The sequence below is a fragment of the Pseudomonas sp. Ma2-10 genome (assembly GCF_054330215.1).
Window position 1 is genome coordinate 90,234 of record NZ_JBTEYL010000016.1, and the last position, 24,671, is coordinate 114,904.

Annotated in this window: 26 protein-coding genes and 1 pseudogene; 13 read left to right on the forward strand and 14 right to left on the reverse strand. The window is 60.4% G+C overall.

The genetic code is table 11. The features are described from left to right. Positions 1–88 precede the first annotated feature (88 nt). From ACXPVS_RS18800 to ACXPVS_RS18845, 10 genes are all read left to right on the forward strand, one after another. Positions 89–532 carry a CopD family copper resistance protein gene (locus ACXPVS_RS18800; RefSeq protein WP_458511269.1) on the forward strand — a complete coding sequence of 148 codons (444 nt, stop codon included), beginning with the start codon at positions 89–91 and terminating at the stop codon, positions 530–532. Between the two features lie 116 nt (positions 533–648). Next, positions 649–1,992, forward strand: a complete 1,344-nt coding sequence (locus ACXPVS_RS18805; RefSeq protein WP_458511270.1) for a coproporphyrinogen III oxidase — start codon at positions 649–651, stop codon at positions 1,990–1,992. A gap of 22 nt (positions 1,993–2,014) precedes the next feature. Then, positions 2,015–3,403: an oxygen-independent coproporphyrinogen III oxidase gene (gene hemN, locus ACXPVS_RS18810; RefSeq protein ID WP_458511271.1), complete on the forward strand. Its 1,389-nt coding sequence runs from the start codon at positions 2,015–2,017 to the stop codon at positions 3,401–3,403. 167 nt (positions 3,404–3,570) lie between these two features. Beyond that, positions 3,571–5,688, forward strand: a complete 2,118-nt coding sequence (gene nosR / locus ACXPVS_RS18815; protein ID WP_458511295.1) for a transcriptional regulator NosR — start codon at positions 3,571–3,573, stop codon at positions 5,686–5,688. 53 nt (positions 5,689–5,741) lie between these two features. After that, complete coding sequence (nosZ, locus tag ACXPVS_RS18820) at positions 5,742–7,664, forward strand: TAT-dependent nitrous-oxide reductase (RefSeq protein WP_458511296.1); 1,923 nt, start codon at positions 5,742–5,744, stop codon at positions 7,662–7,664. A 27-nt stretch (positions 7,665–7,691) separates the two neighbouring features. Then, positions 7,692–8,981 carry a nitrous oxide reductase family maturation protein NosD gene (locus ACXPVS_RS18825; RefSeq protein WP_458511272.1) on the forward strand — a complete coding sequence of 430 codons (1,290 nt, stop codon included), beginning with the start codon at positions 7,692–7,694 and terminating at the stop codon, positions 8,979–8,981. Next, complete coding sequence (locus ACXPVS_RS18830) at positions 8,978–9,901, forward strand: ABC transporter ATP-binding protein (protein ID WP_458511273.1); 924 nt, start codon at positions 8,978–8,980, stop codon at positions 9,899–9,901. The genes ACXPVS_RS18825 and ACXPVS_RS18830 overlap by 4 nt, the downstream gene beginning before the upstream one ends. Beyond that, positions 9,898–10,728 (forward strand): ABC transporter permease, encoded by an 831-nt coding sequence (locus ACXPVS_RS18835; protein WP_458511274.1) that lies wholly within the window; start codon positions 9,898–9,900, stop codon positions 10,726–10,728. Before ACXPVS_RS18830 ends, ACXPVS_RS18835 begins: the two co-directional genes overlap by 4 nt. Before the next feature lie 33 nt (positions 10,729–10,761). Beyond that, positions 10,762–11,265: a nitrous oxide reductase accessory protein NosL gene (locus ACXPVS_RS18840; RefSeq protein ID WP_458511275.1), complete on the forward strand. Its 504-nt coding sequence runs from the start codon at positions 10,762–10,764 to the stop codon at positions 11,263–11,265. Positions 11,266–11,375: 110 nt separating this feature from the next. Beyond that, complete coding sequence (locus tag ACXPVS_RS18845; RefSeq protein ID WP_458511276.1) at positions 11,376–12,119, forward strand: SDR family NAD(P)-dependent oxidoreductase; 744 nt, start codon at positions 11,376–11,378, stop codon at positions 12,117–12,119. Positions 12,120–12,205: 86 nt separating this feature from the next. Here the strand turns inward: ACXPVS_RS18845 and ACXPVS_RS18850 are convergent, their stop codons facing one another. The 11 genes from ACXPVS_RS18850 to ACXPVS_RS18900 form a co-directional block, all read right to left on the reverse strand. Further along, complete coding sequence (locus ACXPVS_RS18850) at positions 12,206–13,699, reverse strand: cytochrome D1 domain-containing protein (protein ID WP_458511277.1); 1,494 nt, start codon at positions 13,697–13,699, stop codon at positions 12,206–12,208. Next, positions 13,696–14,535 carry a uroporphyrinogen-III C-methyltransferase gene (gene cobA / locus ACXPVS_RS18855; RefSeq protein WP_458511278.1) on the reverse strand — a complete coding sequence of 280 codons (840 nt, stop codon included), beginning with the start codon at positions 14,533–14,535 and terminating at the stop codon, positions 13,696–13,698. Before cobA ends, ACXPVS_RS18850 begins: the two co-directional genes overlap by 4 nt. A 70-nt stretch (positions 14,536–14,605) precedes the next feature. Beyond that, a complete protein-coding gene (gene nirJ / locus ACXPVS_RS18860) occupies positions 14,606–15,784 on the reverse strand; it encodes a heme d1 biosynthesis radical SAM protein NirJ (RefSeq protein ID WP_458511279.1) in 1,179 nt (392 codons plus the stop codon). 26 nt (positions 15,785–15,810) lie between these two features. Further along, on the reverse strand, positions 15,811–16,314 hold the full coding sequence (gene ahbB, locus ACXPVS_RS18865) for a siroheme decarboxylase subunit beta (RefSeq protein WP_458511280.1): 504 nt from the start codon (positions 16,312–16,314) through the stop codon (positions 15,811–15,813). Then, positions 16,289–16,732, reverse strand: coding sequence for an Lrp/AsnC family transcriptional regulator (locus ACXPVS_RS18870; protein ID WP_458511281.1), 444 nt, complete (start codon positions 16,730–16,732; stop codon positions 16,289–16,291). The genes ahbB (ACXPVS_RS18865) and ACXPVS_RS18870 overlap by 26 nt, the downstream gene beginning before the upstream one ends. Continuing rightward, the gene (gene ahbB / locus ACXPVS_RS18875) at positions 16,725–17,240 is read right to left on the reverse strand and encodes a siroheme decarboxylase subunit beta (protein ID WP_458511282.1); all 516 of its coding nucleotides are present in this window, start codon (positions 17,238–17,240) and stop codon (positions 16,725–16,727) included. The genes ACXPVS_RS18870 and ahbB (ACXPVS_RS18875) overlap by 8 nt, the downstream gene beginning before the upstream one ends. After that, positions 17,237–17,695 (reverse strand): Lrp/AsnC family transcriptional regulator, encoded by a 459-nt coding sequence (locus ACXPVS_RS18880; RefSeq protein WP_458511283.1) that lies wholly within the window; start codon positions 17,693–17,695, stop codon positions 17,237–17,239. Before ACXPVS_RS18880 ends, ahbB (ACXPVS_RS18875) begins: the two co-directional genes overlap by 4 nt. A gap of 1 nt (position 17,696) precedes the next feature. Continuing rightward, the gene (locus tag ACXPVS_RS18885; protein ID WP_458511284.1) at positions 17,697–18,875 is read right to left on the reverse strand and encodes a cytochrome D1 domain-containing protein; all 1,179 of its coding nucleotides are present in this window, start codon (positions 18,873–18,875) and stop codon (positions 17,697–17,699) included. After that, complete coding sequence (locus tag ACXPVS_RS18890) at positions 18,872–19,198, reverse strand: c-type cytochrome (RefSeq protein WP_458511285.1); 327 nt, start codon at positions 19,196–19,198, stop codon at positions 18,872–18,874. Before ACXPVS_RS18890 ends, ACXPVS_RS18885 begins: the two co-directional genes overlap by 4 nt. A 16-nt stretch (positions 19,199–19,214) precedes the next feature. Beyond that, complete coding sequence (locus tag ACXPVS_RS18895; RefSeq protein WP_458511286.1) at positions 19,215–19,529, reverse strand: c-type cytochrome; 315 nt, start codon at positions 19,527–19,529, stop codon at positions 19,215–19,217. Between the two features lie 24 nt (positions 19,530–19,553). Beyond that, positions 19,554–21,245, reverse strand: a complete 1,692-nt coding sequence (locus ACXPVS_RS18900) for a cytochrome D1 domain-containing protein (protein WP_458511287.1) — start codon at positions 21,243–21,245, stop codon at positions 19,554–19,556. Positions 21,246–21,444: 199 nt separating this feature from the next. On the opposite strand from ACXPVS_RS18900, the gene ACXPVS_RS18905 reads away from it, so the two are divergent. Genes ACXPVS_RS18905 through ACXPVS_RS18915 form a run of 3 tightly spaced genes read left to right on the forward strand, consistent with a single transcriptional unit; the run spans position 21,445 to position 23,087 of the window. Then, positions 21,445–22,248 carry an AAA family ATPase gene (locus tag ACXPVS_RS18905; RefSeq protein ID WP_458511288.1) on the forward strand — a complete coding sequence of 268 codons (804 nt, stop codon included), beginning with the start codon at positions 21,445–21,447 and terminating at the stop codon, positions 22,246–22,248. Further along, positions 22,232–22,819, forward strand: coding sequence for a cytochrome c oxidase subunit 3 family protein (locus tag ACXPVS_RS18910; RefSeq protein WP_458511289.1), 588 nt, complete (start codon positions 22,232–22,234; stop codon positions 22,817–22,819). The genes ACXPVS_RS18905 and ACXPVS_RS18910 overlap by 17 nt, the downstream gene beginning before the upstream one ends. Positions 22,820–22,829: 10 nt before the next feature. Beyond that, a complete protein-coding gene (locus ACXPVS_RS18915) occupies positions 22,830–23,087 on the forward strand; it encodes a cytochrome C oxidase subunit IV family protein (RefSeq protein WP_458511290.1) in 258 nt (85 codons plus the stop codon). A 15-nt stretch (positions 23,088–23,102) separates the two neighbouring features. On the opposite strand, the gene ACXPVS_RS18920 is transcribed toward ACXPVS_RS18915, so the two are convergent. The 3 genes and pseudogenes from ACXPVS_RS18920 to ACXPVS_RS18930 all read right to left on the reverse strand — a co-directional run. Next, positions 23,103–23,852, reverse strand: a complete 750-nt coding sequence (locus ACXPVS_RS18920) for a hypothetical protein (protein WP_458511291.1) — start codon at positions 23,850–23,852, stop codon at positions 23,103–23,105. Between the two features lie 364 nt (positions 23,853–24,216). Next, on the reverse strand, positions 24,217–24,423 hold the full coding sequence (locus ACXPVS_RS18925; protein WP_458511292.1) for a hypothetical protein: 207 nt from the start codon (positions 24,421–24,423) through the stop codon (positions 24,217–24,219). Next, a pseudogene (locus ACXPVS_RS18930) lies at positions 24,416–24,671 on the reverse strand (hypothetical protein); the annotation flags it as partial. The pseudogene ACXPVS_RS18930 and the gene ACXPVS_RS18925, both read right to left, overlap by 8 nt.

Below are 24,671 nucleotides of genomic sequence, written 5' to 3' on the forward strand. Positions count from 1 at the left end.
TCTCTGTAGTCTCAAGAGACCGACAGCCAGTGCGCTCCCCCCAATGTTCGCCGTAGCGCGGGTTGCCTTGACCAAAGGCGAAAACATCATGATCTATCCGCTGATTCTGACCTTGCACCTGTTTGCCGCGCTGATCTTCATCGGCACCGTGTTCTTCGAAGTCCTGTTCCTGGAAAGCATCCGCAAACAGTTGCCCGCCAGGGTGATGCTACTGGTGGAGCAGGGCATCGGTCGCCGGGCCCGCTCGCTGATGCCGTGGGTTTTGCTGGTGTTGTTCGCAGCGGGGCTGGGCATGGTCTGGTTGCGTTATTTGCCCGCCCTGGCTTCACCACTGTCCTCATCGTTCGGCACATTGCTGGCGTTGAAAATCGCGGTGGCCGTGAGTGTGCTGCTGCATTTCCTGGGGGCCATGTTGTTGTTCAAAAGCGGCCGAATGAGCCCGCGATACCTGCACTTTATCCATGGCAGCCTGTTTTGCCACATGGTCGTTATCGTGCTGCTGGCCAAGGGAATGTTTTACCTGACATGGTAATCGGGGTTGACCGGTGGTCCATTGTGCAGACACTTCGCTTGTGCTTGACGCAAATCAAGGAGCATTGCTGGTTAAACCCGCAGACTGAAAGTCCGCAGCCAGTCTCGGAGACCGTCATGCTCGATTTATTTCACAACCCAGGCGAGATCGCTCGGTGCGATCAAGGCGTGCTTGACCCGAACTGTCATGCCGACACGCAAAAATTTCATGATGGTATTGGCTCTCTCGATCTGCTTCGTGCGCTGCGCGTCAGCCGCCAGAAGTGCCGTCCGCTGTCCCTGAACGTGCAGCTGCCTTCCAGCCTCAAGCCGTCTTCCTGTGCTCCGCGCGATATCGCCGGCGAGCACAGCGATATCGAGCAGTATTTTCGGCATCTGGAGCAGGAAATCGATCTCGTCGGTTGTCACCTGGGTGCGGAGCAACGGGTCGAGCAGTTTCATCTCGGCGGCGGAACCCCCGCGCCTGCCCATCTGAAACGGCTGATGAGTCATTTGCGTGGTCGGTTCAACTTTCTCGAACATGAAGGCGGCGACTACAGCGTCGAGGTGGACCTTCACCACACCGACTGGTCGACCATGGGGTTGCTGCGCGACCAGGGATTCAATCACGTCAGTATCGGCGTTCCGGATATTGACGCCGACTGTGACAGGTCGGTGGCCTGCTACCAAAATCCGGCGCCGATCCAATCGCTCATGGATGCCGCGCGTACCTTTGGTTTTCGATCCATTAACGTCGATCTGGGTTTTGGCCATGCCTGGCAGACGCCAGACAGTTTTGCGCTGAAGCTGGCGAGCATTATCGAGCTAGAGCCTGACCGGCTGATGGTGTTCGACTATGCCCGGCCACCACGGCGCTATCGGCCAGTGCTCGGTGACAAAGTCGGAGCGATGTGCAGCCAGGACGATAAAGGCGCGATGCGCCAGATCTGCTTTGATCAACTGCTTTGCGCGGGTTATCACTACATCGGTCTGGGGCAGTTTGTGCGACCTGATGATGATTTGGCGGTCGCCCAGGAGCGAGGCCGGTTACGCCGTACCTGCGAGGGTTTCTCCCGTCACGGGTATTGCGATCATGTTGGATTCGGTTTGGGTGCCATCAGCCAGATCGATGATCTGTACACGCAAAACACTGCCGAGATTGAACGTTATCAGCAGCAGTTGGACAGGCGGCAATTGCCGACGTGTCGGGGTTGGCGTTTCGAGGCGGGGGATCAGATCCGGCAGATGGTCATTGAACGTCTGGCCTGTGATCAGGAGTTGGATATCCGCGCCATCGAAAGGCGCTACGGGCTGGTTTTTTCAAAGTACTTTGCCTCTGTCTGGTCGTTGCTGGAGCAATTGAGTCGGGATGGGTTGATTGAATTGTCAGACCGTTTCATCAGCATCCTTCCCGCCGGCCGGTCGGAAGTGGATGCCATCTGCAACCTGTTTGAAAAGGATTTGGGCGGTGCGAAGCATTAACCCCATTACGAGTTGATCGATCATGAACACGACCTTTGATTTCAATCGCGCCCTGGTCGAAAAGTACGACCGTCCGGGGCCGCGCTATACCTCTTACCCCACGGCGCCGCAGTTCCATCAGGCGTTTGCCGTTGACGACTATCAGCGTGCCGCCCGTGACAGCAATCAAGTGGCCGCGCCGAAACCGTTGTCGGTGTATATCCACATCCCGTTCTGCAAGAGCCTTTGTTACTACTGCGCCTGCAACAAAATCATTACCCAGAAAACCCATCGCGCCGTCGAGTACCTGAAGTACCTCAAGCGTGAAATCGCGATGCAGGCGGCCTTGTTCGACAACACCCGCAAACTCACCCAGTTGCACCTGGGTGGCGGCACACCGACCTATTTGACCCGCGAACAGCTGGCGGACCTGATGGACTGTCTGCACCAGGCGTTCAACATGGATGACAGCGATGACCATGAGTTTTCCATTGAGGTCGACCCGCGCACCATCAGCACCGAGCAGATTCAGTCGTTGCGCCAGTTGGGCTTCAATCGCCTGAGCTTCGGCGTGCAGGATTTCGACCCCGACGTGCAGGCAGCAGTCAATCGCCAGCAAAGTGAAGAGCAGATTTATGCGCTGGTCGCTGCGGCGCGCGAAGCGCAATTCAAGTCGATCAGCGTCGACCTTATCTACGGTCTGCCCCTGCAAACCGTGCAGAGTTTCGACGTCACCCTCAGCAAGATCATCGCGCTGCGTCCGGACCGGATTGCCGCCTACAGCTACGCGCATTTGCCGGAGCTGGTCCGCGCGCAGCGGCTGATTCGCCCCGCCGACATGCCGCCACCGGAGCGCAAGCTGGAGCTGCTCGAACTGACCATCCGCCGTCTGACCGAGGCGGGTTATGTCTATATCGGCATGGATCACTTCGCCTTGCCGGATGACGAGCTGGCGCTGGCCCGGGCCAATGGCACCCTGCAGCGTAACTTTCAGGGCTACTCCACCCATGCCGACTGCGATTTGATCGGCCTTGGGGTGTCTTCGATCGGCAAGGTCGGCGACAGCTACAGCCAAAGCGTCAAGGAGCTTTCGCAGTACTACAACCGTATCGATCAAGGGATGTTGCCGGTGCATCGGGGGTATCGCTTGAATGCCGACGACCTGCTGCGCCGCGAGGTGATCAGCGACCTGATGTGCCATGGCCGTATCGCGTTCGGCCAGTATGAGGCGCGTCATGGCATTCGCTTCACCGAGTATTTTGCCGAGGCGCTGGCGCAGCTGGGCGGGCATGTGCGTGATGGGCTGCTGCAGATTCACCGCGATGAACTGGTGCTGCTGCCTCAAGGGCATTTGATGATGCGCAGTGCCGCGATGGCATTTGACGCCTATCTGGGTGGCGAGCAAAAAGGCCAGTTTTCACGCACGGTTTGAGCTGTTGGAGTATGTCCTCTAACGACTCAAGTTGATTTGAATCAAGGGCCAGGAGGGCAACGCTCCCTAACATGAGCGCAAGCCCTTTTTAAATCAGCGAGCCCATGACAATCCATCAGCCTTCGATACACGGCAACCCGCGCGCCTGGGGCGTCGGACTGGTGGTCATGCTGATGCTGATGCTCGTCACCTTCGAGGCGGTGCAGGCCAAGCAATACGGCGCCATCGAGCAGCAGCGCATCGAGAAAACCTTCCCTCAGACCGATTCCGTTTCCGCCCCCGAAGGCCGGTTCAAGGTGCGCACGCTATCCGCCGCCGACAAGGTGCTTGGTTATGTGTTCCAAAGCCTGGACGTGGTGGATATTCCGGCCTACTCGGGCAAACCAATCAACACCCAAGTGATCCTCGACACGGCCGGCGTGATTCAGGATGCCTATGTGCTGGAGCACCACGAACCGATTCTGCTGGTGGGCATTCCTGAAGCAAAACTTCACGGCTTCAGCGCCAAGTACAAAGGCATCAAGGTCAGCCAGCGGGTTGTCGTTGGTCACTCCAGCGACCCGAAGGCCGTCACCGTCGATGCAATTGCAGGGGCTACCGTCACGGCCATGGTGGTCAACGAGGTCATCATGCGTGCTGCCCACGAAGTGGCCGTATCGCTCAAGCTGATCGAGGAAACGGCCGGTGTGGCGCGCAAGCCCGCCACCGTACGCCAGGACTTTTTCGAGCCTGCCACCTGGGAACAACTGACCGGCAACGGCGCCATCCGCCGCTTGAACCTGACCCGTGGCCAGGTCGACGCCGCCTTCAAGGGTACCGAAGCTGAAGGCCTCGACAAGGCCCCCGCCGATCAGGTTGATGAGACCTTTATCGAGCTCTACACCGCTGACTTGAATCCGCCGACCATCGGCCGTGCGCTGCTGGGCGACAACCAATATCGCTTCCTCATGCAAGACCTCAAGCCCGGCGAGCAGGCCATCGCGGTGCTGGGTCGTGGGCTGTTTTCCTATAAAGGCTCGGGGTACGTGCGCGGCGGGATTTTCGATCGGGTGCAATTGCGCCAGTTCGGCAACGTCATCAGTTTTCGCGACATGGACCATCAGCGGCTCTCTGACGTGTTTGCCAAGGGCATGCCGGAATTCACTGAAATGTCGATTTTCATTGTGCGCGAGCCCGCCCGGTTCGACCCGGGATCGCCTTGGTCCCTGGAGTTGCTGGTGCGACGTCAGACCGGCCCGCTCAGTGGCACGTTCAGCAGCTTCGAACTGCCTTATCAACTGCCCGAGCCGTACCTTGAGCGGCCACTGCCCAGCGCCGAAGAACTGGCCGCCCTCGAGGAAGCCGGTCGGCCAATGTGGTTGACCATCTGGTACCAGAAACACTTCCAGATCGGCGTCCTCGGGACCGCGTTGCTGCTGCTGACGGCCATCCTGTTCCTGCAAGACAAGTTCACCCGCCGCCCACATTTTCTGCACTGGCTGCGTCGGGGTTACTTGGTCTTTACCGTGGTGTTTATCGGCTGGTACGCGCTGGGGCAGTTGTCGGTGGTCAATGTCCTGACCTTTGTGCATGCGCTGTTCGAGCAATTCCGCTGGGAGCTGTTTCTCACCGATCCGCTGATCTTCATGCTCTGGGTTTTCGCCGCCGCGAGCATTCTGCTGTGGGGTCGAGGCGTGTTCTGCGGCTGGCTGTGTCCGTTTGGCGCCTTGCAAGAGTTGATCAATGAAGCCGCACGCAAGCTGAAAATTCCTCAATACGAACTGCCGTTTGCGGTGCATGAGCGCTTGTGGGCGATCAAATACATCATTTTGTTGCTGCTGTTCGGCATCTCCCTGGAATCGATGTCCACCGCCGAACTGTTCGCCGAGGTGGAACCGTTCAAGACCGCCATCACCCTCAGATTCGACCGCCAGTGGTGGTTCGTGCTCTACGCGGTGGCGCTGCTGGTCATCAACATCTTCACGCGCAAAGTCTATTGCCGCTACATCTGCCCGCTGGGAGCGGCGCTGGCGATTCCGACCAAACTGCGCCTGTTCGACTGGCTCAAACGCCGCAAGGACTGCGGCACACCCTGCCAACTGTGCGCCAAAGAATGTGAGATCCAGGCGATTCACCCGGATGGCCGGATCAATGCCAACGAGTGCCACTACTGCCTCGATTGCCAGATGACTTACCAGAACGACAACAAATGCCCGCCGCTGATCAACAAGCGCAAGAAACGCGGCAAACCGGCACCCGCCGCTGTGCAACTGATACCTGTCGTGGAAGTGACCGCTCTGGAATGAACCCCGGAAGCGTTTGTCCGCAGTGACCGTTTTTAGCCCTTCAAGGAAAACACCTGATGAACGACACAGAATCCAAAAAAACCGCTGAAGTGCCGGAACCGACCGGCCTTAGTCGTCGCGGCTTCCTGGGCACCAGCGCGGTGACCGGCGCGGTACTGGCCGGTGCCACGGCCATCGGTGGCGCGGTCTTCACCCGTGAGACCTGGGCAGCAGCGGCCAAGGGCGCGCAACTGAAAACCCACGTCGGGCCCGGCGAACTGGATCAGTACTACGGTTTCTGGAGCGGCGGCCATCAGGGGGAAGTGCGGATCATGGGCGTTCCGTCGATGCGTGAGTTGTTGCGCATCCCGGTGTTCAACGTCGACTCCGCCACTGGCTGGGGCCTGACCAACGAAAGCAAACGGGTCATGGGCGACAGCGCGCATTTCCGGAATGGCGACTGCCACCACCCGCATTTGTCGATGACCGATGGCAAGTACGACGGCAAGTACCTGTTCATCAACGACAAGGCCAACAGCCGCGTTGCGCGTATCCGTCTGGACATCATGAAGTGCGACAAGATGCTCACCGTGCCCAATGTGCAGGCCGTTCACGGGCTGCGCCTGCAAAAAGTCCCGCACACCCAGTACGTGTTCGCCAATGCCGAGTTCATCATTCCGCACCCCAATGACGGCAGCACCTTCGACCTGCTGGACAAGAACAGCTACACGATGTTCAACGCCATTGATGCCGAGAAAATGGAGATGGCGTTCCAGGTCATCGTCGACGGCAACCTCGATAACACCGACGCCGACTACACCGGCAAGTACGCGGCGTCGACCTGCTACAACTCGGAGAAGGCCTACGACCTGGGCGGCATGATGCGCAATGAGCGCGACTGGGTGGTGGTGTTCAACATCCAGCGCATTGAAGCGGCGATCAAGGCCGGCAAGTTCATCACCGTGGGCGACTCCAAGGTGCCGGTGGTCGACGGCCGTAAAAACGACGGCAAGGACAGCGCGTTCACCCGTTACATCCCGGTGCCGAAGAACCCCCACGGGATCAATATGACGCCCGATGGCAAGTATTTCATTGCCGCCGGCAAACTCTCGCCCACTTGCACGATCATCGCCACTGCCAAGCTGGATGATCTGTTCGACGACAAACTCAAGGACCCGCGTGACGCGGTGGTCGGCGAGCCGGAACTGGGTCTTGGCCCGCTTCACACCACCTACGACGGCCGTGGTAATGCCTACACCACGCTGTTTATCGACAGCCAGGTGGTGAAGTGGAACGTGGAGGAGGCCATTCGTGCGTATACCGGCGAGAAGGTCAACTACATCAAGCAGAAACTCGACGTGCAGTACCAACCGGGGCACAACCATGCGTCGCTGACCGAAACCCGTGAGGCCGACGGTCAATGGTTGGTGGTCCTCAGCAAGTTTTCCAAAGACCGTTTCCTGCCGACTGGCCCGCTGCATCCGGAAAACGATCAGTTGATCGATATCTCCGGCGAGGAAATGAAACTGGTGCACGACGGTCCGGCCTTTGCCGAACCCCACGACTGCGTCATGGCCCGTCGTGACCAGATCAAGACAAAAAAAATCTGGGACCGCAACGACCCGTTTTTTGCCGAAACCGTGGCCATCGCCGCCAAAGACGGGATCAAGCTGGAGACCGACAACAAGGTCATCCGCGACGGTAACAAAGTCCGCGTCTACATGACTTCGATGGCCCCGGCCTACGGCCTGCCGGAGTTCACCGTCAAACAGGGCAACGAGGTCACGGTGACCATCACCAACATCGACCAGATTGAAGACGTGACCCACGGCTTTGTGATGACCAACCATGGCGTCAGCATGGAAATCAGCCCGCAGCAGACCTCATCGATCACCTTCATCGCCGACAAGGCCGGCCTGCATTGGTACTACTGCAGCTGGTTCTGCCATGCGCTGCACATGGAAATGGTCGGCCGCATGAAGGTCGAGAAGGCCTGACCTTTGCCCATCGACAGGAGCGGGCCAATGACCGATATCCAGGCAATACCCGCGAAGGTCATTGCGCTTGCGCTCCTGCTGATGTCCGGCAGCGCGCTGGCGGTGCAACCCATCGCTACGCTGCCGTTGACGGTGGACGCCGATCAACGTTGGCACCTGCCGGCAGGGGAATACCGTGGCTCGTTCAGCGTCGATCAACCGATGCAGATTGTCTGCGAGCCGGGCGCGGTATTTCAGGGCGAGGGGCAGGGTAACGGATTGATCATCAGTGCGCCGGATGTCGGCATCGAAGGCTGCACCTTTTTGAATTGGGGGCACGACCTCACGGCCATGAATGCAGCGCTGTTTATCCAGCCCCAAGCCCATGGCGCGGTGATTAAAGGCAATCGCCTGCAAGGTCAGGGGTTCGGTATCTGGGTCGACGGCACTCAGGATGTGAGCCTGATCGACAATCGCATTCAGGGTGATCCGGCGATGCGCTCGCAGGATCGTGGCAACGGCATTCATCTGTATGCGGTGCATGGCGCCAGGGTCATTGGCAACCAGGTGCGCGACACCCGCGATGGCATCTACATCGACACCTCCAACGGCAACCTGCTGCAGGACAATACCCTGGAAGACCTGCGCTACGGCGTGCACTACATGTTCGCCAACGAAAACCAACTGATCGGTAACATCACCCGCCGCACCCGCACCGGCTACGCCCTGATGCAAAGCCGCAAGCTCACGGTGATCGGCAATCGCTCCGAACAGGATCAGAACTACGGGATCCTGATGAACTACATCACCTATTCAACCTTGCGTGACAATTTCGTCACTGGCGTGCGCGACGGCTCGACCGGCGACAGCATGATCAGCGGTGCCGAGGGCAAGGCGCTGTTCATCTACAACTCGCTGTTCAACAGCATCGAACACAACCACTTCGAGCACAGCGCCGTGGGCATTCACCTCACCGCCGGCTCGGAAGATAACCGTATCGCCGACAACGCGTTTGTCGGCAACCGGCGGCAGGTCAAGTACGTCGCCACCCGCTTGCAGGAATGGTCGGTGAATGGCCGGGGCAATTACTGGAGCGATTACCTGGGTTGGGACCGCAACAACGACGGCCTCGGCGATATCGCCTACGAACCCAATGACAACGTCGACCGTCTGCTGTGGCTGTACCCGCAGGTGCGGCTGTTGATGAACAGCCCCGGTATCGAGTTGCTGCGCTGGGTGCAACGGGCCTTCCCGGTGATGAAATCGCCGGGGGTGCTGGACAGCCATCCGCTGATGAAGTCAACCACTCAAACCCTGACTCAGGAGCCCACCTCATGAACGTCATCGATATCGAAGGCGTCAGCCAGCGCTATGGCTCCACCACGGTGTTGCATCGGCTCAACCTCAGCCTGGCGGAAGGTGAAGTGTTGGGTTTGTTCGGGCACAACGGCGCGGGCAAGACCACCAGCATGAAACTGGTGCTTGGCCTGCTCCAGCCCAGCGAAGGGCAGGTCAGGGTGTTCGGCCGTTTACCCAGTGATCCCCACGTGCGGCGTCTGCTCGGTTATCTGCCGGAAAACGTCACGTTTTACCCGCAACTGAGCGGTGTTGAGACCTTGCGTCATTTCGCGCGACTCAAAGGCGCCGCGCCCGCTCAGGTGGACGTTCTGCTCGAGGAAGTCGGCCTGGCCGGTGCCGCGCATCGGCGGGTCAAGACCTACTCCAAGGGCATGCGGCAACGCCTGGGGCTGGCACAAGCGCTGCTCGGCGAGCCGCGTTTGTTGCTGCTCGACGAACCGACAGTCGGCCTCGATCCCATTGCTACTCAGGACCTTTATCGGTTGCTCGACCGTCTGCGCAGCCAGGGCACTAGCATCATTCTCTGTTCCCACGTTTTGCCGGGCGTCGAGACGCATATCAACCGCGCCGCGATTCTGACCCAGGGTCGCCTGCTGGCCCTCGGCAGTCTGCGCAGTTTGCGCGAGGAAGCCGGGTTGCCGACGCTGATCCGCGCCAACGGGCTCAAGCACGCCGGGCCCTTGCAGCAACGCTGGAACAACGCCGGGCACGTCACCGAACGTTGGGGCGTCGAAGGTCTTGAAGTGGCCGCGCTCAATGGCAGCAAGCTTGGGCTGTTGCGCCAACTGCTCAATGAAGACGAACCGGCCGACGTGGAAATCCATCAGCCATCTCTGGAAGATATTTACCGCTACTACATGAGCCGAGCCGATGCGGCGCCGATCGGGGAGGTCGTATGAACGCTGTCTGGAACATGGCCCGCAAGGAATTCAGCGACGGTTTGCGCAATCGCTGGTTGTTGGCGATCAGTGTGTTGTTTGCGGTGTTGGCCATCGGCATCGCTTGGTTGGGCGCCGCGGCCTCCGGGCAATTGGGTTTCACCTCGGTGCCGGCCACCATCGCCAGCCTCGCCAGTCTGGCGACGTTTTTGATGCCGTTGATTGCGTTGCTGTTGGCCTATGACGCCATCGTCGGTGAGGACGAGAGCGGCACGTTACCGCTGTTGCTGACGTACCCCTTGGGTCGCGGGCAGATTCTGCTCGGTAAGTTTGTCGGCCACGGGTTGATCCTGGCGCTGGCGACACTGATCGGTTTCGGCTGCGCGATGCTGGCCATCGCAGTACTGGTGGACGATGTCGAACTGAGCCTGTTGCTCTGGTCATTTGGCCGGTTCATGGCGTCGTCGACGTTGCTGGGCTGGGGGTTTCTGGGGCTGGCCTATGTGCTGAGCAGTGTGTCGGCCGAGAAATCCACGGCGGCCGGGCTGGCGCTGGGTGTCTGGTTCTTCTTCGTGCTGGTGTTCGACCTCGCTTTGCTGGCGCTGTTGGTGCTCAGCGAAGGGCAGTTCAACCCCAACGTGTTGCCGTGGTTGCTGCTGCTCAATCCGGCCGACATCTACCGTTTGATCAACCTTTCCGGTTTTGAGCCCGGCGCAGGCACCACGGGTGTACTAACGCTGGGCAGCGATTTGCCGATGCCGGGCTCGATGCTCTGGCTGTGCCTGTCGCTGTGGGTGGCGGTGCCATTGGGCTCGGCCTGGCTGTTGTTCCGTCGCCGGGCGACATGAATTTCCACTTTGATAGTGTTGGAGTAGTTGACGATGAGTACGTTTTATCTGCGGGGGGTGCGCGCCATGGCGGGCCTGATGATGTGCCTGTTGCTGACGGCCTGCGACAGCTCGGCGCAAGCCACCTACAGCAGCGCCGCCGAAGCCTTTCATCCCAGTGATGAATGCCATGTCTGCGGGATGATCATCAACGGATTCCCCGGGCCCAAGGGCGAAGTCGTCGAGCGGGCCGGAGTCAAGAAGTTCTGCTCCACGGCGGAAATGATCGGTTGGTGGTTGCAGCCGGAAAATCATCATGGCGATGCAAAACTGTATGTCCACGACATGGGTCGCAGTCCCTGGAATGCGCCGGATGACGCCCATCTGATCGATGCCAAAGACGCGTTCTACGTGGTCGGCACCCAACTCAAGGGCGCCATGGGCGTGGTGTTGGCGTCCTTCTCCAGTCGCGAGGCCGCTGAAAAGCTTGCCGCTAAACAGGGTGGTCACTTGCTGCGCTTCAGTGAGATCACTCCGGCGGTCTTGCAGCAACACTAGCGGCGTTGAAAAAATCTGATCGCCGTCAAGTCGGTATTTCTTCACCTGCTCAAAGATAGGGGCTCGCTACGTCCCCAGTGCTTGGCATCCGTGATGCCCAGGAGTAAATGATGAAAACCGAGTTTCAGGATCGTTTGGCGGTGGTCACGGGTGCCAGCTCCGGGATTGGCCTGGCCCTGTGCGCCGCGCTGTTACCGCGTGGTGTCAAGGTGCTGGCGATGTCACGGACCCCGGGTGAACTGCCGGCCTTGCAGCAGATCTACGGCGAGCGGTTGCAGTGGTTTGCCGGAGATGTCACGAGTCAGCAAGACCTGCGCGAGCTTTCCGAGCGCGCTGCGGCGATTGGCCCAGTGGACTATCTGGTGCCCAACGCGGGTATCGCCGAAATGGCCGACAGCCTGGATATGCAGGCCTTCCAGCGCCAGTGGGCGGTCAACGGTGCCGGGGCGTTGAACACCCTGGCGGCGTTGCGGGGTGAGTTGGCGAGCCCGGCGTCGGTGGTGTTTGTCGCAAGTTTCCTGACGGGTTCGAGCTTCCCCGGGCTGGCCGCCTGCATTGCCAGCAAGGCCGCGCTGAGGGCTCAGGTACGCACGCTGGCGGTGGAATTCGCGAGCTTTGATGTGCGCATTAATCTGGTCTCGCCGGGACCGACGGCTACCTCGATGTGGGACAACCTTGGGCTGAGTGAGGGCGAGCTTGGCGACGTCGCCGACGCCCTTGCTAAACGTCTGTTACCCGGTCACTTTCTCGACGCGGCGGCGGTGGCCAATGTGATTGTCTTTCAGCTGTCGCAGGGTGCGCGGGGTGTCTACGGTCAGGACTGGAAGGTTGATAACGGGTACACCTTGGGCTGAAGTCCGTTCGGGGTACATATCCGTTGCTGCGGTCACGGCGACTTAGGGTTCCGCCGTTACCGAAGAACCGGATATACACCCAAAACCTAATGCGAAGTCCCCTCGGCAAACTCAATCTTGTTCCCCACGTTGTACTTGCCCGAAGGTTTGTTCATCGGAATGCGTTTGATCTCCTTGAGGGTGTTGCTGTCGTAGACGATCAGCGCGCCGTCGGTGGCCCAGATGCTTAGCAGCAAGTAGCGGCCATCACGGGTGAACTCAACGTGAGCGGCGGTTTTGCCGGGCATCGGGCGCAGGGTGTGGGCGATTTCCAGGGTTTGTTTGTCGATCAGGTGGATCGCATCGTTGTCGGGCCCGAAGAACACGTCGCTCCAGGCATACCGTGAGTTGACGTGACTGCGCATGAAGAAACCCGGCCCCAGGGTCGGAATTTCCTTGATCAGTTTCCAGGTCTTGAAGTCGATGACCGAGATCAGCCCCTTGCTGATATTCGGCGTGGCGAACACCCACTCGCCGTTGCGTTTCCAGTAGGTCCCCGAGCCCAAATGCGGCATGCCCGGCAGCGGGATGTCGGTGATCACCTTGGCGCTGTCGAGGTCAATCACCTGGCCGCCCTGGGCCTTGCGCGAAGTGGCCAGCAGTTGTTTGTAGTCCGGTGAAAAGGAGAAGTCGTCGAGAAAGTCCCCAGCGTGTATCCGTCGTGGTTCGAAATCCGGTGTGCCGGCCCAGGATAGCTCCCAGACTTCCTTCACGTCCTTGAGCGCTACGATAAAGCTGTCGCGCGGCGGGGCGGAGTAGACCGCGCTGACCCGTGACGCGGTGCCGTCCTGCCCGATCGTGGGAATGGTTTTGACCAGCGACAGATCGCGGGCATCGAGTACTACAAGGTTGCCGGGCAAATAGTTGCCCACTAGCACCCAGCGTCCATCCTTGCTCACCGCCAGGTTGCGGGTATTGAGCCCGGCGCGAACTTCGGCGATCAGCTTCAGGTTGTGCAAGTCATACAGGCTGATCCAGCCGTCACGGGAAGCGAAGTAGACGAAGCGTCCATCCGGCGAGAACTTCGGCCCGCCATGCACGGCGAAGTGCGATGCAAAGCGCGCCAGCACCTCAAAACGGTCACCGTCGAGGATGTCGATGTGATGGTCGCCGGCTTCCACCACCACGAACAGGTTCAGCGGGTCGGCGCCATGCTGGGGCGTGGTGGGCAATTTGCTGAGATCGGCGAGCAGCGAATGACTGCCGAGAATGTCGTCATTGCTCCAGGTAGGCGCAGTGGCGGGCGGTTGTTGAAGGTATTCCACCAGCGCGCCGATCTGCGCGGGGGTGAATACGTCGGCATAACCGGCCATCTGGCTCGCGGGCCGGCCGTTCTGAATCACGCTACGAATTTCATCGGGTTTGATTCGGCTGAGGCTCTCCGGCAACAACGCCGGCCCCGCACCGCCGAGACGGTTAATGCCGTGACAGCTCTGGCAATGCTGCTGATAGTTTTGCGCGGCGTGTTCAAGTGCCGGAACCGCAGTGCCGGCATGCGCCGCACTGACCCATAACAGGTGGGCAAGGACGATGCGCCTCATATCGCCACCTTGGCGTGGCGTTGCAGTGCTTGGGCCGGGTAAAGCCGCGCCGGGTATTCCAGTTGTTCTGCGCCAAACAGATCGACCACTGTGCCGATCACCGTCAGTGTCGGAGTGCCCGGCGGACAATCCAGCGCCAGGGTCGGCAATTGGTGCAGCGTGCCACGGGCGACGTGCTGGTCGGGACGCGTGCCGTTGCTGATCAGTGCCGCCGGTGTATCGGCCGACAGCCCAGCTTCGATCAAGCGTTGAGCGATGATCCCCAGGTTCGACAAGCCCATGTAAAACACCAAGGTCTGGCTACTGTCGGCGAGGCTGCTCCAGGGCAGCGACAACTCACCATCGCGTTGTAAATGGCCGGTGATGAATCGGCAGGAATTGACCCGGTCGCGGTGGGTCAACGGTATGCCCGCGTACGCGCTGCAGCCGGAAGCGGCGGTAATGCCCGGCACCACCTGGCAGTCGATGCCGCGTTGCAGCAGGTACTCCAGCTCCTCGGCGCCGCGACCAAAAATAAACGGGTCGCCGCCCTTGAGCCGGACCACGCGTTGCCCTTGATCGGCGAGGTCGGCCAGCAGTTCATTGATCTGTTCCTGGGGCAGGCTGTGGCAGCCGCTGGCCTTGCCGACGTAATGGCGGGCGCAGGTCAGGGGGATCAAGGTCAGCAGTTCGGGGCTGATCAGCCGGTCGTACACCACGGCGTCGGCCTGCATCAACAGGCTCCAGGCGCGCAGGGTCAGCAGGCGTGGATCGCCGGGACCGGCGCCGACCAGGGCAACTTCTCCCGGCTGGAACAGGGACTCAAGTGTGGCCGGTATAGCAATCGATGGAGGCATGGGACGTCCTTGGTGCTTCATCAGGTTGACCGGCCCCAACCTTTGTCAGATGGTTGGCCGGGCGGGCTGTTCAGTGGGTGATGCAAGGGATGGTGGGTAATGGCGGCGCACCGATTTCGTCATCGCTGAGGTGGCAGCCGGGGTCCTGGCCCCACAAATCACCCTCGGCCCAGGCGCGCGTGCGGGTATTGCCGTTGCAGATGGGCAACCAGCGGCATTGCGCGCAACGGCCGCCGACGGCGCGGGGATGCTCACGCAGGCGCAACAGCAGGGCATCCGGCTGATCCCGCCACAACGTACGGAACGGCGTGCGGCGGACATTGCCCACCGAGTGCTGCCACCAGTAGGTGTCCGGGTGCACTTCGCCGGTGTTGTCGATGTTGGCAATGCCGCTGCCCGAGGCGTTGCCACCCCAGGCGCGGAGCATGTTTTCCAGACGTGGGTAATGCTCTGGAAGACGAAGGCCCGCCCATTGCAGCAGCACAATGGCGTCGGCATCGTTGTTGCCGCTGACAAAATCGCTGTCGCGGCCGTGTTGGATGTCTTCCCAGGCGCGCTCAAAGATCAGCGTCATGGCCTCGCGGCTCATCTGCTGGTGCGCATCGAGTTTGCGACTGCGTTTGCCGCGACCGCTGTAGTTGAGGTGCGACAGATAAAACTTCTGCACGTCGTACTCGCGCATCAGCGCCAGTAACTGCGGCAGCTGCGCATGGTTTTCCTGGGTCAGAGTGGTGCGCAGCCCGACGCGAATACCTTGTTCGCGACAGAGCCGAATCGCCTGCATGGAACGGGCGAAGCTGCCTTTGAGTTGGCGGAAGGCGTCATGGGTGGCTTCCAGGCCATCGATGCTGATTCCGACGTAGTCGAAATTCGCCGCGCTGATTTGCGCGATGTTCTGCTCATTGATCAGGGTGCCGTTGGTGGACAACGCCACAAAGAAACCCTTGGCCCGGGCGTAGGCGCTGAGCACAAACAGGTCCTCGCGCAACAGCGGTTCGCCACCGGACAGAATCAACACGTTTACCCCGGCATCGTGCAGGTCGTCGATCACGGCCAGGGCGGCGGCAGTATCCAGTTCGTCGCGAAAGACGCTGTCGGCGGAGGTGGCGTAGCAGTGTTTACAGGTCAGGTTGCAGCGCCTGAGCAGGTTCCATATCACCACCGGCGGCCGGTCGCTGCCCGGTGGACGGGTTCTGGGCGCAGGCGCCTGGCCGGCCAGCGCTCGCAGGTATTGGCTGATCCTCAACATGCAACTCTCCTTGAGTCAGGGTGTGTTCAGCGCGAAGTGGGCGGCAAGCGCAAGCCGGTTTTTTTCAGGATGCGGCTACTCACCAGCATCTCGTGGGCGCCACAGGCGTCGCCCAGCAAGTGGCGCAGGTGCTCACGGTAGCGGTTGATTTCATCGCTGCTGCGGCCATGCACCATGGCGAACAGGTTGTAACGCCAGTCGGCTCGGCGTGGGCGGCGGTAGCAGTGGCTGACGAAGGGTTGCGCGCCGATCAGCGCGCCCAGGCGCGACATGTCGGTGTCGCGCACATCCCAGACCGTCATGCCGTTGTGGCGATAGCCCAGTCGGTAGTGATTGGGCACGGCGGCGATACGCCGAATCGCGCCCTCGGCCTGCAAGCGCTTGAGCAGATCCAGGGTGGATGCGATGTTCAACCCCAACTGCTCGGCGAGCCACGCCCATGGGTCTTCCAGCAGCGGCAGACCGGCCTGGGTCAACACGATCAGACGTTGGACGAGAGTGTCTTCAGGCCGGGAAATACAGACCGACATGGTAGGTCTCCTCTTTGGGCAGGTTGAGCAGCGGCAGACCGGTCAGGGTTTCGATGCGGTGCAAGGTCTCGGTCAGATCATGTTCAGTGGCGCAGGCAAGCACGAACCACATGTTCCAGGCGTGCTCGCGTCGATAGTTGTGCGCCACTTCAGGCATGCCCTGCAGTTGCTCGGCGACGTCTTCAAACCGTTCTTCCGGCACTGCCAGCGCGGCGAGGGTGAAGGCGCCGCCCAGGCGTTCGATGTCGAACATCGGGCCGAAGCGTGTGAGCACACCGTCGTCGAGCAGGGCATGCAGGCGTTCGAGCAGTTCAGTGCTGCAAGTCTCCAGCTCGGCCGCCAATACCCGCCAAGGGTGGCGCACCAGCGGCAGGCCCAATTGCAAGCGGTTGATCAGCCGGCGGTCAAGGTCATCCATGGGCCGGTGCTCCTGCGCGCGAGGGCGCAAAGCGCCCGCCGCGCTGCTTGAAGACCTGGGTGCTGAACAGCAATTGATGGGGCAGGTCGCTCAGCAGATGCGCTTTCAGCAACGTCTGGATCTGCGCCTCCACCTGCGCACGTTGACGCCCGTGCACCATGCAAAACAGGTTGTAGCGCCATTGCGGCAGACGTCGGGGCCGTTGATAGCAGAGGGTGATGCCCTGCGCGCGCCCCAGGCGCTGGCCGACTTCGTCGATCAGCGCATCGGGAATATCCAGCACCAGCATGGCGTTGGCGGTAAAGCCCAGCGCGCGATGGTGCAGCACCAGGCCTATCCGGCGGAACAACCCTTGCTCGCTCCACTGACGCATTTGCTCGAGCACCTGGTTTTCGTCCGTGTTTATCCGTTCGGCGAGGGCCTGATAGGGGCGCGCTACTAACGGCAATCCGCCTTCGAGGTGCCGGCGCAACGCCAGCGCTTGTTGGGGGCTCAATCCAGGCTTCATGCGTTTTCTCCCAGGGCAAAGCCCAGGTCGATGCGGTAGGCGGTCAACATCGGCAGGTCCAGCGGCATGAGGCCGGTGTCGTTCTCCAGTTCTTTAAGCACACGGTCGATGTGTGGGCGATCAGGGGCGGTCAGCACAAACCACAGGTTGTAGAAATGCTCCCGTGCGTAATTGTGATTGACCTCGGGGTACTGACTGACGCGATCGGCCACCTGTTGCAGGCGTTCGGCGGGCACGGCGAGGGCGGCGAGGGTGCTGGCCCCGGCGCGGCTGTGTTCGAACACCGGACCGATCCGTGAGAGGGTGCCGGCCTGATCCATTTCTGCCAGGCAGGCCATCACCTGGGCTTCACGGCAACCAAGAATCTGCGCCATCTCTTTGTACGGTGCGGGGCACAGCGGCATGCCGTGCTGGAAGCGGTCGATGAGTTGGCGGCTGAGCCGTTCAAGGTTCATTTCAATACCCCATTTTCTGCGCGCGACTGCTGAAGAAGATGCCGCTCGGCGCACTGGCGGGCAGGGTGCTCAGCAGCTTCAGACTGTACGGATCCCAAACCTGAACCTGATCGCCGTCGCGTAACGACAGCCACAGTTGGTCACCGCGCGCGGTGAACTCCATGTGCAGCACCGCCGGCCCTGGCTTCAGGTCCGCGACCACGGCATGAGTTTCGGTGTCGATGACCTGAACCCGATCGTTGTCCGGGTAGGCGAAATTGACCCATAGCTGTCGGCCGTCCGGGCGCGAGGTGACGAACACCGGTTGACCGGCCACCGGAATCACGGCGGTCTGCTGCCAGGTACGAGCGTCCATCACCAGCACTTGATGACGGCCGACGGCGGGCACGAAGGCCTGGTTGTCGGCGACAGCCCAGCCTTCCAGGTGCGGCATTTTGTAGACCGGGAGCTTCGCCTGGCCGCGTCCGTAGTCGCCGAGTATCCGCTGCACACCACGCTCTGGATGCCAGAGGTCGAGTTGCGCCATGCCGTCTTCACCAAACAGGCCTGCCATGTAATAGCGCCCATCGGGAGTTATCAGGGCATCGTACGGTTGCTCACCGATGCCGGTGAAACGGCTGATCTGCGGTGTGCCGCCCTGACTGAAATCAGCGGTCCAGATCTCGCCGGTATCGAACAGACTGAACACAAAACGTTGCCCCGGCGCGTCGACCAATCCAACCACTCGAGAGCGCTTGCTGCCATCGGCCAGGGGCGTGGCGGGAATGTCGGCGACCTGTTGCAGGGTGTCGGCAGCGAACACCTTGACCCCGCCGGGCACGTAGTTGGAGACCGCGATCAACGTGCCGTCCTGACTGATGGCGCCGCCAATGCTATTGCCGCCCTGGATGACGCGATGATCAATACGCCGGGTCAGCAAATCGATTTTGCTCAACCCGCCGTCGCGGCCGAACACATAGGCATAGCGCTGGTCACGCGAGAACACCACCGAGGCATGGGACAGGTCCCCGAAACCCTCGAGTCGGGCCAGCGCGGTGTGGGTGTCGCTTTCGATGATTTGCACGCTACCGGTGGCGCGCTCCACCACCACGCCCAGATCGCCGGTGCCGCGCAACGGTGTTTGAGTGCAGGCGGATAACAACAGCCCGGTCGCCGCTGACAGCAGGATTGAACGGATCATGGTGCGGGATATCCCTGGAGAAGAAGATCGACCAACCAACGGATGTCGCCGGGGCTGAGCAACGGGGCCCAACCGGGCATCGCGGTGCCGGGCCGGCCTTGGGCGACGGTAGCAATCAGGCTGTCCCTGGATTTGCCGGCCAGCGCTACGCGCGTCAGTTCGGGGCCTAGCCCGCCGGTCAGGTGCAACCCATGGCAGGCGCCGCAGTCCTGGGTCAGCAGGTGTTCGAGTTGCGCCTGACGCTGGGCGTCCGGCGCCGCAACCGCGGTTGCGCAAATGAGGAGGAGGGCCGCCAGAATCACAGCGTGTCGATAGACCTTCATGACGCCCTCCAAACGGTTATTTGAGTGTCAGTACCCAAGTCGCGAGAATTTTTGCTTCTTCATCCGTTACCGAGTTCGCCGGCATTGGCATCGGCCCCCAGTTGCCTTGTGTGCCGTTCTTGATGTGGTCGGCCAGGGTGTCCACGGCCCCGGGTACGGCTGCATTCTTGGCTGCCACATCCTTGAGCGCCGGGCCAACAATTTTGGTGTCGATGGAGTGGCAGGCTGCGCAGGGTTTGCTCTTGAACAGCTCCAGCGCGTCTTGGGCCATGGCCGGCTGCACACTCAGCGCAGCGGTCAGGGCGAACAGTGAGAACAGTGTATTTTTCATGGTGTTTCCTTGCATTGATGGCGCTCAATAGATGTCGTGTTGGGTGTTGTAGACGTTGAACTTCCCGGTGGGTGTGATCAGTCGTTTGTCCTTGATGACTGACTTGAGCTTCAGTGTTTTGTCGTCGATTACCACCAGCGCTGACTCGTCTTCCTGGCCGCTCCAGACGGAGAACCAGACTTCATCGCCGGCCTTGTTGTATTCCGGTTGCACAACGCGCATCGCGCCTTGCTTGATGCCGGCGTATTCAGCGATGGGCAGCACGGTGTAGCCAGCGTCGAGCTTGTCGATGTTGAACACCGCCACCGACTGGCTGAGTTTCGCGTCCGGGTTGAGGGTGGTGTCGACGTACAGGTGGCGAGAGTTGGGATGGGTTTTGATAAACAGTGATCCGCCGCCTTGGCCCTTGAGTGAAGCGACCTGTTTCCAGGCGTATTGCGGGTGTTTGATCGGGTCGGTGCCAATCAGCGAGATGCCGTCATCACCCAGGTGGCTGGTGGCCCAGACCGGGCCGTAGGTCGGGTGGTTGAAGTTGGCGCCGCGACCCGGGTGAGGGGTTTTGCCGACGTTCACCAGCGCGGTCAATTTGCGCTCCTTGGAGTCGATCACGGCGACTTTGTTGGAGTTGTTGGCGGCGGTCATGAAGTAGCGGTGCGTGCTGTCCCAACCGCCGTCATGCAGGAAGGGTGCGGCATCGATGTAAGTGATAGTGAGGTTTTTGATGTCCTGGTAATTGACCAGCATCACCTTGCCGGTTTCCTTGACGTTGACGATGAACTCCGGCCACTCGTGGGAGGCGATGATCGCCGCGACCCGGGGTTCCGGGTGATATTCCTGCTTGTCGACGGTCATGCCACGAGTCGAGACGATCTGCTTCGGCTCCAGGGTTTCGCCATCCATGATGGTGAATTGCGGCGGCCAATAAGAACCGGCAATGGTGTATTTGTCTTCGTAACCCTTGAACTTGGAGGTCTCGACCGAGCGCGCCTCGATGCCCACTTTGACTTCGGCGACCTTGGTCGGCTCGACCGGCCACAGGTCGATCATGTCGATCCGTGCGTCCCGGCCAATCACCAACAGGTAGCGACCCGAGGCAGAGATCCGCGAGATGTGCACCGCGTAACCGGTCTCGATGAGCTTGACGATTTTCTTGCTGTCACCGTCGATCAGGGCGATCTTGCCGTCATCGCGCAACGTCACTGAAAACAGGTTCGGCAGGTTGAGTTTGCTCAACTGTTTCTTCGGACGATCCTCGGGTTTTACCAGCAACTTCCAGGTTTTCAGCGTCTGGGCCATGCCCCATTCCGGTGGTGTCGGCGGCGTGTGCTGAATGAACTTGGCCATGACCGTGATTTCATCCTTGGTCAACGCATTGGACGTCCCCCAGTTCGGCATGCCCGCCGGTGAGCCGTAGGTAATCAAGGCTTCCAGATACGGTTGCCCGCGACTCTGGGTAATGTCCGGTGTCAGCGGTTTGCCCGTAGCCCCTTTGCGCAGAACGCCGTGGCAGCCTGCGCAGCGCTGGAAGTAGATTTCCTTGGACGAGTCGAACTCGGCCTGGCTCATGTCCGGTGCGCCGGCGGTTTTGACCATGGGTGGGTTAGCCGCAGCGACGGCGGGCTCTTCAGCGCTGGCGGCATGACTCACCGCCAGGGCCAGTGCCGAACACAACGTGGTCAGGGTCAGGGCAAACGTTTTTCTATTGCTGATCAGCATTCCATTTCTCCTCAGGCAAGACCTTTGCGATGTGCTGAAACGGCAGCGCAGAACGCAGGTTCTTAGTGCCCTGCAAGGCTATGCCCGAGCAGGCCAATGTTCGCTTGACGACGATCAAGTTTGCCGGCCATCTCACTTGCCAGGTTGTCGCAGGGGCCCGTAGCGTGTTCCTTGAATCCGCTTTTGGAACAGGCAACCCATGGACCGTACCCAGTCTTGCGAACACCCGATCGAACCCTTCTACCAACCGCTGAATAATGAGGAAGTGCTGTTCGAGCAAGCCTGGAGGCATGGCATGCCTGTGCTGATCAAAGGTCCAACGGGGTGCGGCAAAACCCGTTTCGTCCAACACATGGCCCATCGGCTGAAACTGCCGTTGTACACCGTGGCTTGCCACGATGATCTGAGCGCGGCGGACCTGATCGGCCGCCATCTGATCGGCGCCCAAGGCACCTGGTGGCAGGACGGGCCGCTGACCCGGGCGGTGCGTGAAGGCGGCATCTGCTACCTCGACGAAGTGGTCGAGGCACGCCAGGACACCGTGGTGGTGTTGCATCCACTGGCCGATGATCGTCGGGAGCTGTTCCTGGAACGCACCGGCGAAGTGTTGAAGGCGCCGCCGTCCTTCATGCTCGTGGTGTCTTACAACCCCGGCTACCAGAACCTGCTCAAAGGCATGAAACCCAGCACCCGCCAACGCTTCGTGGCGATGCGTTTCGGCTATCCGCCGGTGGCCGATGAGGAACGCATCGTTGCCCGGGAGGCTCAGGTGAACAGCGCGCTGGCAGCGCAAGTGGTGCGTCTGGGGCAGGCGTTGCGCCGGCTCGATCAACATGATCTGGAGGAGGTCGCCTCAACACGATTGCTGATTTTTACCGCGCGTATGATCCGCTCCGGCATGAGCCCGCGTGAGGCCTGCATGGCTTGCCTGGCCGAGCCGCTGAGCGATGATCCACTGACCGTTACCGCGCTGATGGACGTGGTTGATGTCCACTTCGGTTGAGTCAACGGGCGTTTCGCAACGCTACTTGCCAGGCGATCTGGCGATGTGGTTTTTCATTCTGGCCGAGCTGTCGGTGTTCGCCATCCTGATCCTGGCGTTCGCCGTGACCCAGGCGCTCAAGCCCCAGATGTTCAGTGAAAGCCGTCTGTTGCTGAACACCTCCACCGGGCTGGCGATGACCCTGAGCCTTCTCACTGCGGGGTTGTTCGCCGCGCTGGCGCAAGAGCAGGTCAGGCGTTCACGATCCCGTTACGGCGCCGTCTTCCTGCTGATGGCATTGCTCGCCGCCAGTGTCTACGTGGTGCTGAAACTCTCGGAATACCGGCACTTGCTGGCCTCGGGGCTGGGCATGGAGCACAACACCTTTTTCACCCTCTACTGGATCCTCACCGGTTTTCATTTTCTCCACGTAGTGCTCGGCATGGTCATTCTCGGGTGGCTGGCCGAGCGTTGTCGCTGTGGCCTGTACGACGCCAACACGCGCAGCGGGTTTGAATCCGGCGTGTTGTATTGGCACATGGTCGATCTGATCTGGGTCATGCTGTTTCCGCTGGTCTACGTGCTGAGTTGACGAGGTTCTCATGTCTGTTTCCAGGGTTTTGCTCGTCTGTTGGGCGGCGCTCGCCACGTTAAGCGTGTGCACGGTGATGCTGTCCCAGGCCGGGGCGACGTGGTGGTTATCGATTGCCATTTTGCTGGTGGCAGTCGGCAAGGCGTGGCTGATCACCGACGGCTTCATGGAGATGCGCCACGCGCCGCGACTGTGGCGTCGCTTGATGTTGTGCTGGGCGCTGGTGCTGGCAGTGGTTGTGGGGTTGACGCTGGTGTTGGTCGGTTAATTAACCTGAAACAACTCACGCGCGACGTTTGTCGGCCGGGTTCAAACGTTGAACCTCGGCAAAAATCTCGGTGATCGGCCTGCGAGGTTGGCGTTTGTGCAGGGAGCGGACCTGTTCGCTCAGGCGCAGCAGTTCTTCACTCGGTTTGGCCCATTGCTCTTTCGGTAACGGTTCGGACCATTGGCGCATCGTCTCGGGCAACGCCTGTTGGCCTTTTTTCTGAAGGCGACGGATTTCCCATTCGGTCAGATGGTTGGGAATCGTCCACAGCGTCATCACGTGGTACAGGTACCAGAAGAAACCGGACACTCGACCACGTTGGCCGTCGCGGATTTGCTGGTGCAGGCGTGCGCGGGCGTTGCGGAAGGTGTGCAGGCCTTCGTGGGGCGGGTCGTTCGGGCCTTGCAGGTCTAGCGGGTCCTGAATGGATGTGAGGTCGTGGATTTCGTATTCCATGTAACCGCGAATGGCTTCCCAGTGGCTGATAGCGATGGGCAGACCGAAACAGGGGAATTCGACGCTGGTCAGGGTCTCGCCATGCTGGAAACCGATGCCCATGCCGTATTGGCGGTGGATGCCGTATTGGGTGGCGCCCTGAGCTTCGATGACCCAGGCGGATAAGGATTCCCAGGGGACGAAGACGGGTTCGCTGGAGTCTTCGGGCATGAAGCAGACTTCGCGGCGTTGGCGGTTGAAGCGGGTGGGGATGATGTTGAGGCGTTTTTTGTGGTTGTGGTGCCAGACACCGAGGCCGATGGCCAGCATGGAAAATCCGGTAACCAAGGCATATCCATAGATGGCGAAGAATAAATCAATGACAAATTCCCATGTGTATGCGAAGTCATATCCGAACATAAGGCCCATACAGCCAATTGCTAGCGGGATTAGGAACGTGATCATGAAGGCAACACTGAATGGTCCTCCCAATATGGTTTGCCATGAAAATATCTGTGGCGATCCCAATCCGAAGTCCATGTACACCTCATTGAGCTCCCCAATATGCGGACCATGCGGCGGCAGGAGTGTCGGCAGCGGTAACGGCGCGAGATAGGTGATTCTCCCACTGGGAAACGGTTCGACATCGCCGGCTTTGCGGGACTGCTCAAGGTGCGGGGAAGGCAGTGGCACATCAATCGTGGTGGGCATGGTCGGCCAGCTCCAGCAGATGGGTTTCAACCCGCAACATCGGCGGATGCTCGGTAACGGAGTTAGAAGGTAGTGCAGGGAAATGGCCTTCGGTCCGAGGGTTCAGGCGAATGACTCGAATGCGAGAAACCCACGCGCCGTTGGCGTTCAAGGTCTTCGCGTAGACACGCAGCCAAAACACTTCATGCACGACGTTTGTCCGTCGGATTCAAGCGCTGCACTTCAGCAAAGATCTCGGTAGTCGGTCGGCGAGGTTGGCGTTTGTGCAACTGTCGAACCTGTTCGCTCATCCGAGTGAGCTCTTCGCTTGGCTTGGCCCATTGTTCCTTCGGTAACGGCTCGGACCATTGGCGCATCGTCTCGGGCAACGCCTGTTGGCCTTTTTTCTGAAGGCGACGGATTTCCCATTCGGTCAGATGGTTGGGAATCGTCCACAGC

What these genes read in the sequence shown, in the direction of transcription:
- ACXPVS_RS18800 (WP_458511269.1), top strand. Translation starts at nt 89, where the DNA reads ATGATCTATCCGCTGATTCTGACCTTGCACCTGTTTGCCGCGCTGATC.
- ACXPVS_RS18805 (WP_458511270.1), top strand. Translation starts at nt 649, where the DNA reads ATGCTCGATTTATTTCACAACCCAGGCGAGATCGCTCGGTGCGATCAA.
- hemN (WP_458511271.1), top strand. Translation starts at nt 2,015, where the DNA reads ATGAACACGACCTTTGATTTCAATCGCGCCCTGGTCGAAAAGTACGAC.
- nosR (WP_458511295.1), top strand. Translation starts at nt 3,571, where the DNA reads ATGCTGATGCTGATGCTCGTCACCTTCGAGGCGGTGCAGGCCAAGCAA.
- ACXPVS_RS18825 (WP_458511272.1), top strand. Translation starts at nt 7,692, where the DNA reads ATGACCGATATCCAGGCAATACCCGCGAAGGTCATTGCGCTTGCGCTC.
- ACXPVS_RS18830 (WP_458511273.1), top strand. Translation starts at nt 8,978, where the DNA reads ATGAACGTCATCGATATCGAAGGCGTCAGCCAGCGCTATGGCTCCACC.
- ACXPVS_RS18835 (WP_458511274.1), top strand. Translation starts at nt 9,898, where the DNA reads ATGAACGCTGTCTGGAACATGGCCCGCAAGGAATTCAGCGACGGTTTG.
- ACXPVS_RS18840 (WP_458511275.1), top strand. Translation starts at nt 10,762, where the DNA reads ATGAGTACGTTTTATCTGCGGGGGGTGCGCGCCATGGCGGGCCTGATG.
- ACXPVS_RS18845 (WP_458511276.1), top strand. Translation starts at nt 11,376, where the DNA reads ATGAAAACCGAGTTTCAGGATCGTTTGGCGGTGGTCACGGGTGCCAGC.
- ACXPVS_RS18850 (WP_458511277.1), bottom strand. Translation starts at nt 13,699, where the DNA reads ATGAGGCGCATCGTCCTTGCCCACCTGTTATGGGTCAGTGCGGCGCAT.
- cobA (WP_458511278.1), bottom strand. Translation starts at nt 14,535, where the DNA reads ATGCCTCCATCGATTGCTATACCGGCCACACTTGAGTCCCTGTTCCAG.
- nirJ (WP_458511279.1), bottom strand. Translation starts at nt 15,784, where the DNA reads ATGTTGAGGATCAGCCAATACCTGCGAGCGCTGGCCGGCCAGGCGCCT.
- ahbB (WP_458511280.1), bottom strand. Translation starts at nt 16,314, where the DNA reads ATGTCGGTCTGTATTTCCCGGCCTGAAGACACTCTCGTCCAACGTCTG.
- ACXPVS_RS18870 (WP_458511281.1), bottom strand. Translation starts at nt 16,732, where the DNA reads ATGGATGACCTTGACCGCCGGCTGATCAACCGCTTGCAATTGGGCCTG.
- ahbB (WP_458511282.1), bottom strand. Translation starts at nt 17,240, where the DNA reads ATGAAGCCTGGATTGAGCCCCCAACAAGCGCTGGCGTTGCGCCGGCAC.
- ACXPVS_RS18880 (WP_458511283.1), bottom strand. Translation starts at nt 17,695, where the DNA reads ATGAACCTTGAACGGCTCAGCCGCCAACTCATCGACCGCTTCCAGCAC.
- ACXPVS_RS18885 (WP_458511284.1), bottom strand. Translation starts at nt 18,875, where the DNA reads ATGATCCGTTCAATCCTGCTGTCAGCGGCGACCGGGCTGTTGTTATCC.
- ACXPVS_RS18890 (WP_458511285.1), bottom strand. Translation starts at nt 19,198, where the DNA reads ATGAAGGTCTATCGACACGCTGTGATTCTGGCGGCCCTCCTCCTCATT.
- ACXPVS_RS18895 (WP_458511286.1), bottom strand. Translation starts at nt 19,529, where the DNA reads ATGAAAAATACACTGTTCTCACTGTTCGCCCTGACCGCTGCGCTGAGT.
- ACXPVS_RS18900 (WP_458511287.1), bottom strand. Translation starts at nt 21,245, where the DNA reads ATGCTGATCAGCAATAGAAAAACGTTTGCCCTGACCCTGACCACGTTG.
- ACXPVS_RS18905 (WP_458511288.1), top strand. Translation starts at nt 21,445, where the DNA reads ATGGACCGTACCCAGTCTTGCGAACACCCGATCGAACCCTTCTACCAA.
- ACXPVS_RS18910 (WP_458511289.1), top strand. Translation starts at nt 22,232, where the DNA reads ATGTCCACTTCGGTTGAGTCAACGGGCGTTTCGCAACGCTACTTGCCA.
- ACXPVS_RS18915 (WP_458511290.1), top strand. Translation starts at nt 22,830, where the DNA reads ATGTCTGTTTCCAGGGTTTTGCTCGTCTGTTGGGCGGCGCTCGCCACG.
- ACXPVS_RS18920 (WP_458511291.1), bottom strand. Translation starts at nt 23,852, where the DNA reads ATGCTGGCCATCGGCCTCGGTGTCTGGCACCACAACCACAAAAAACGC.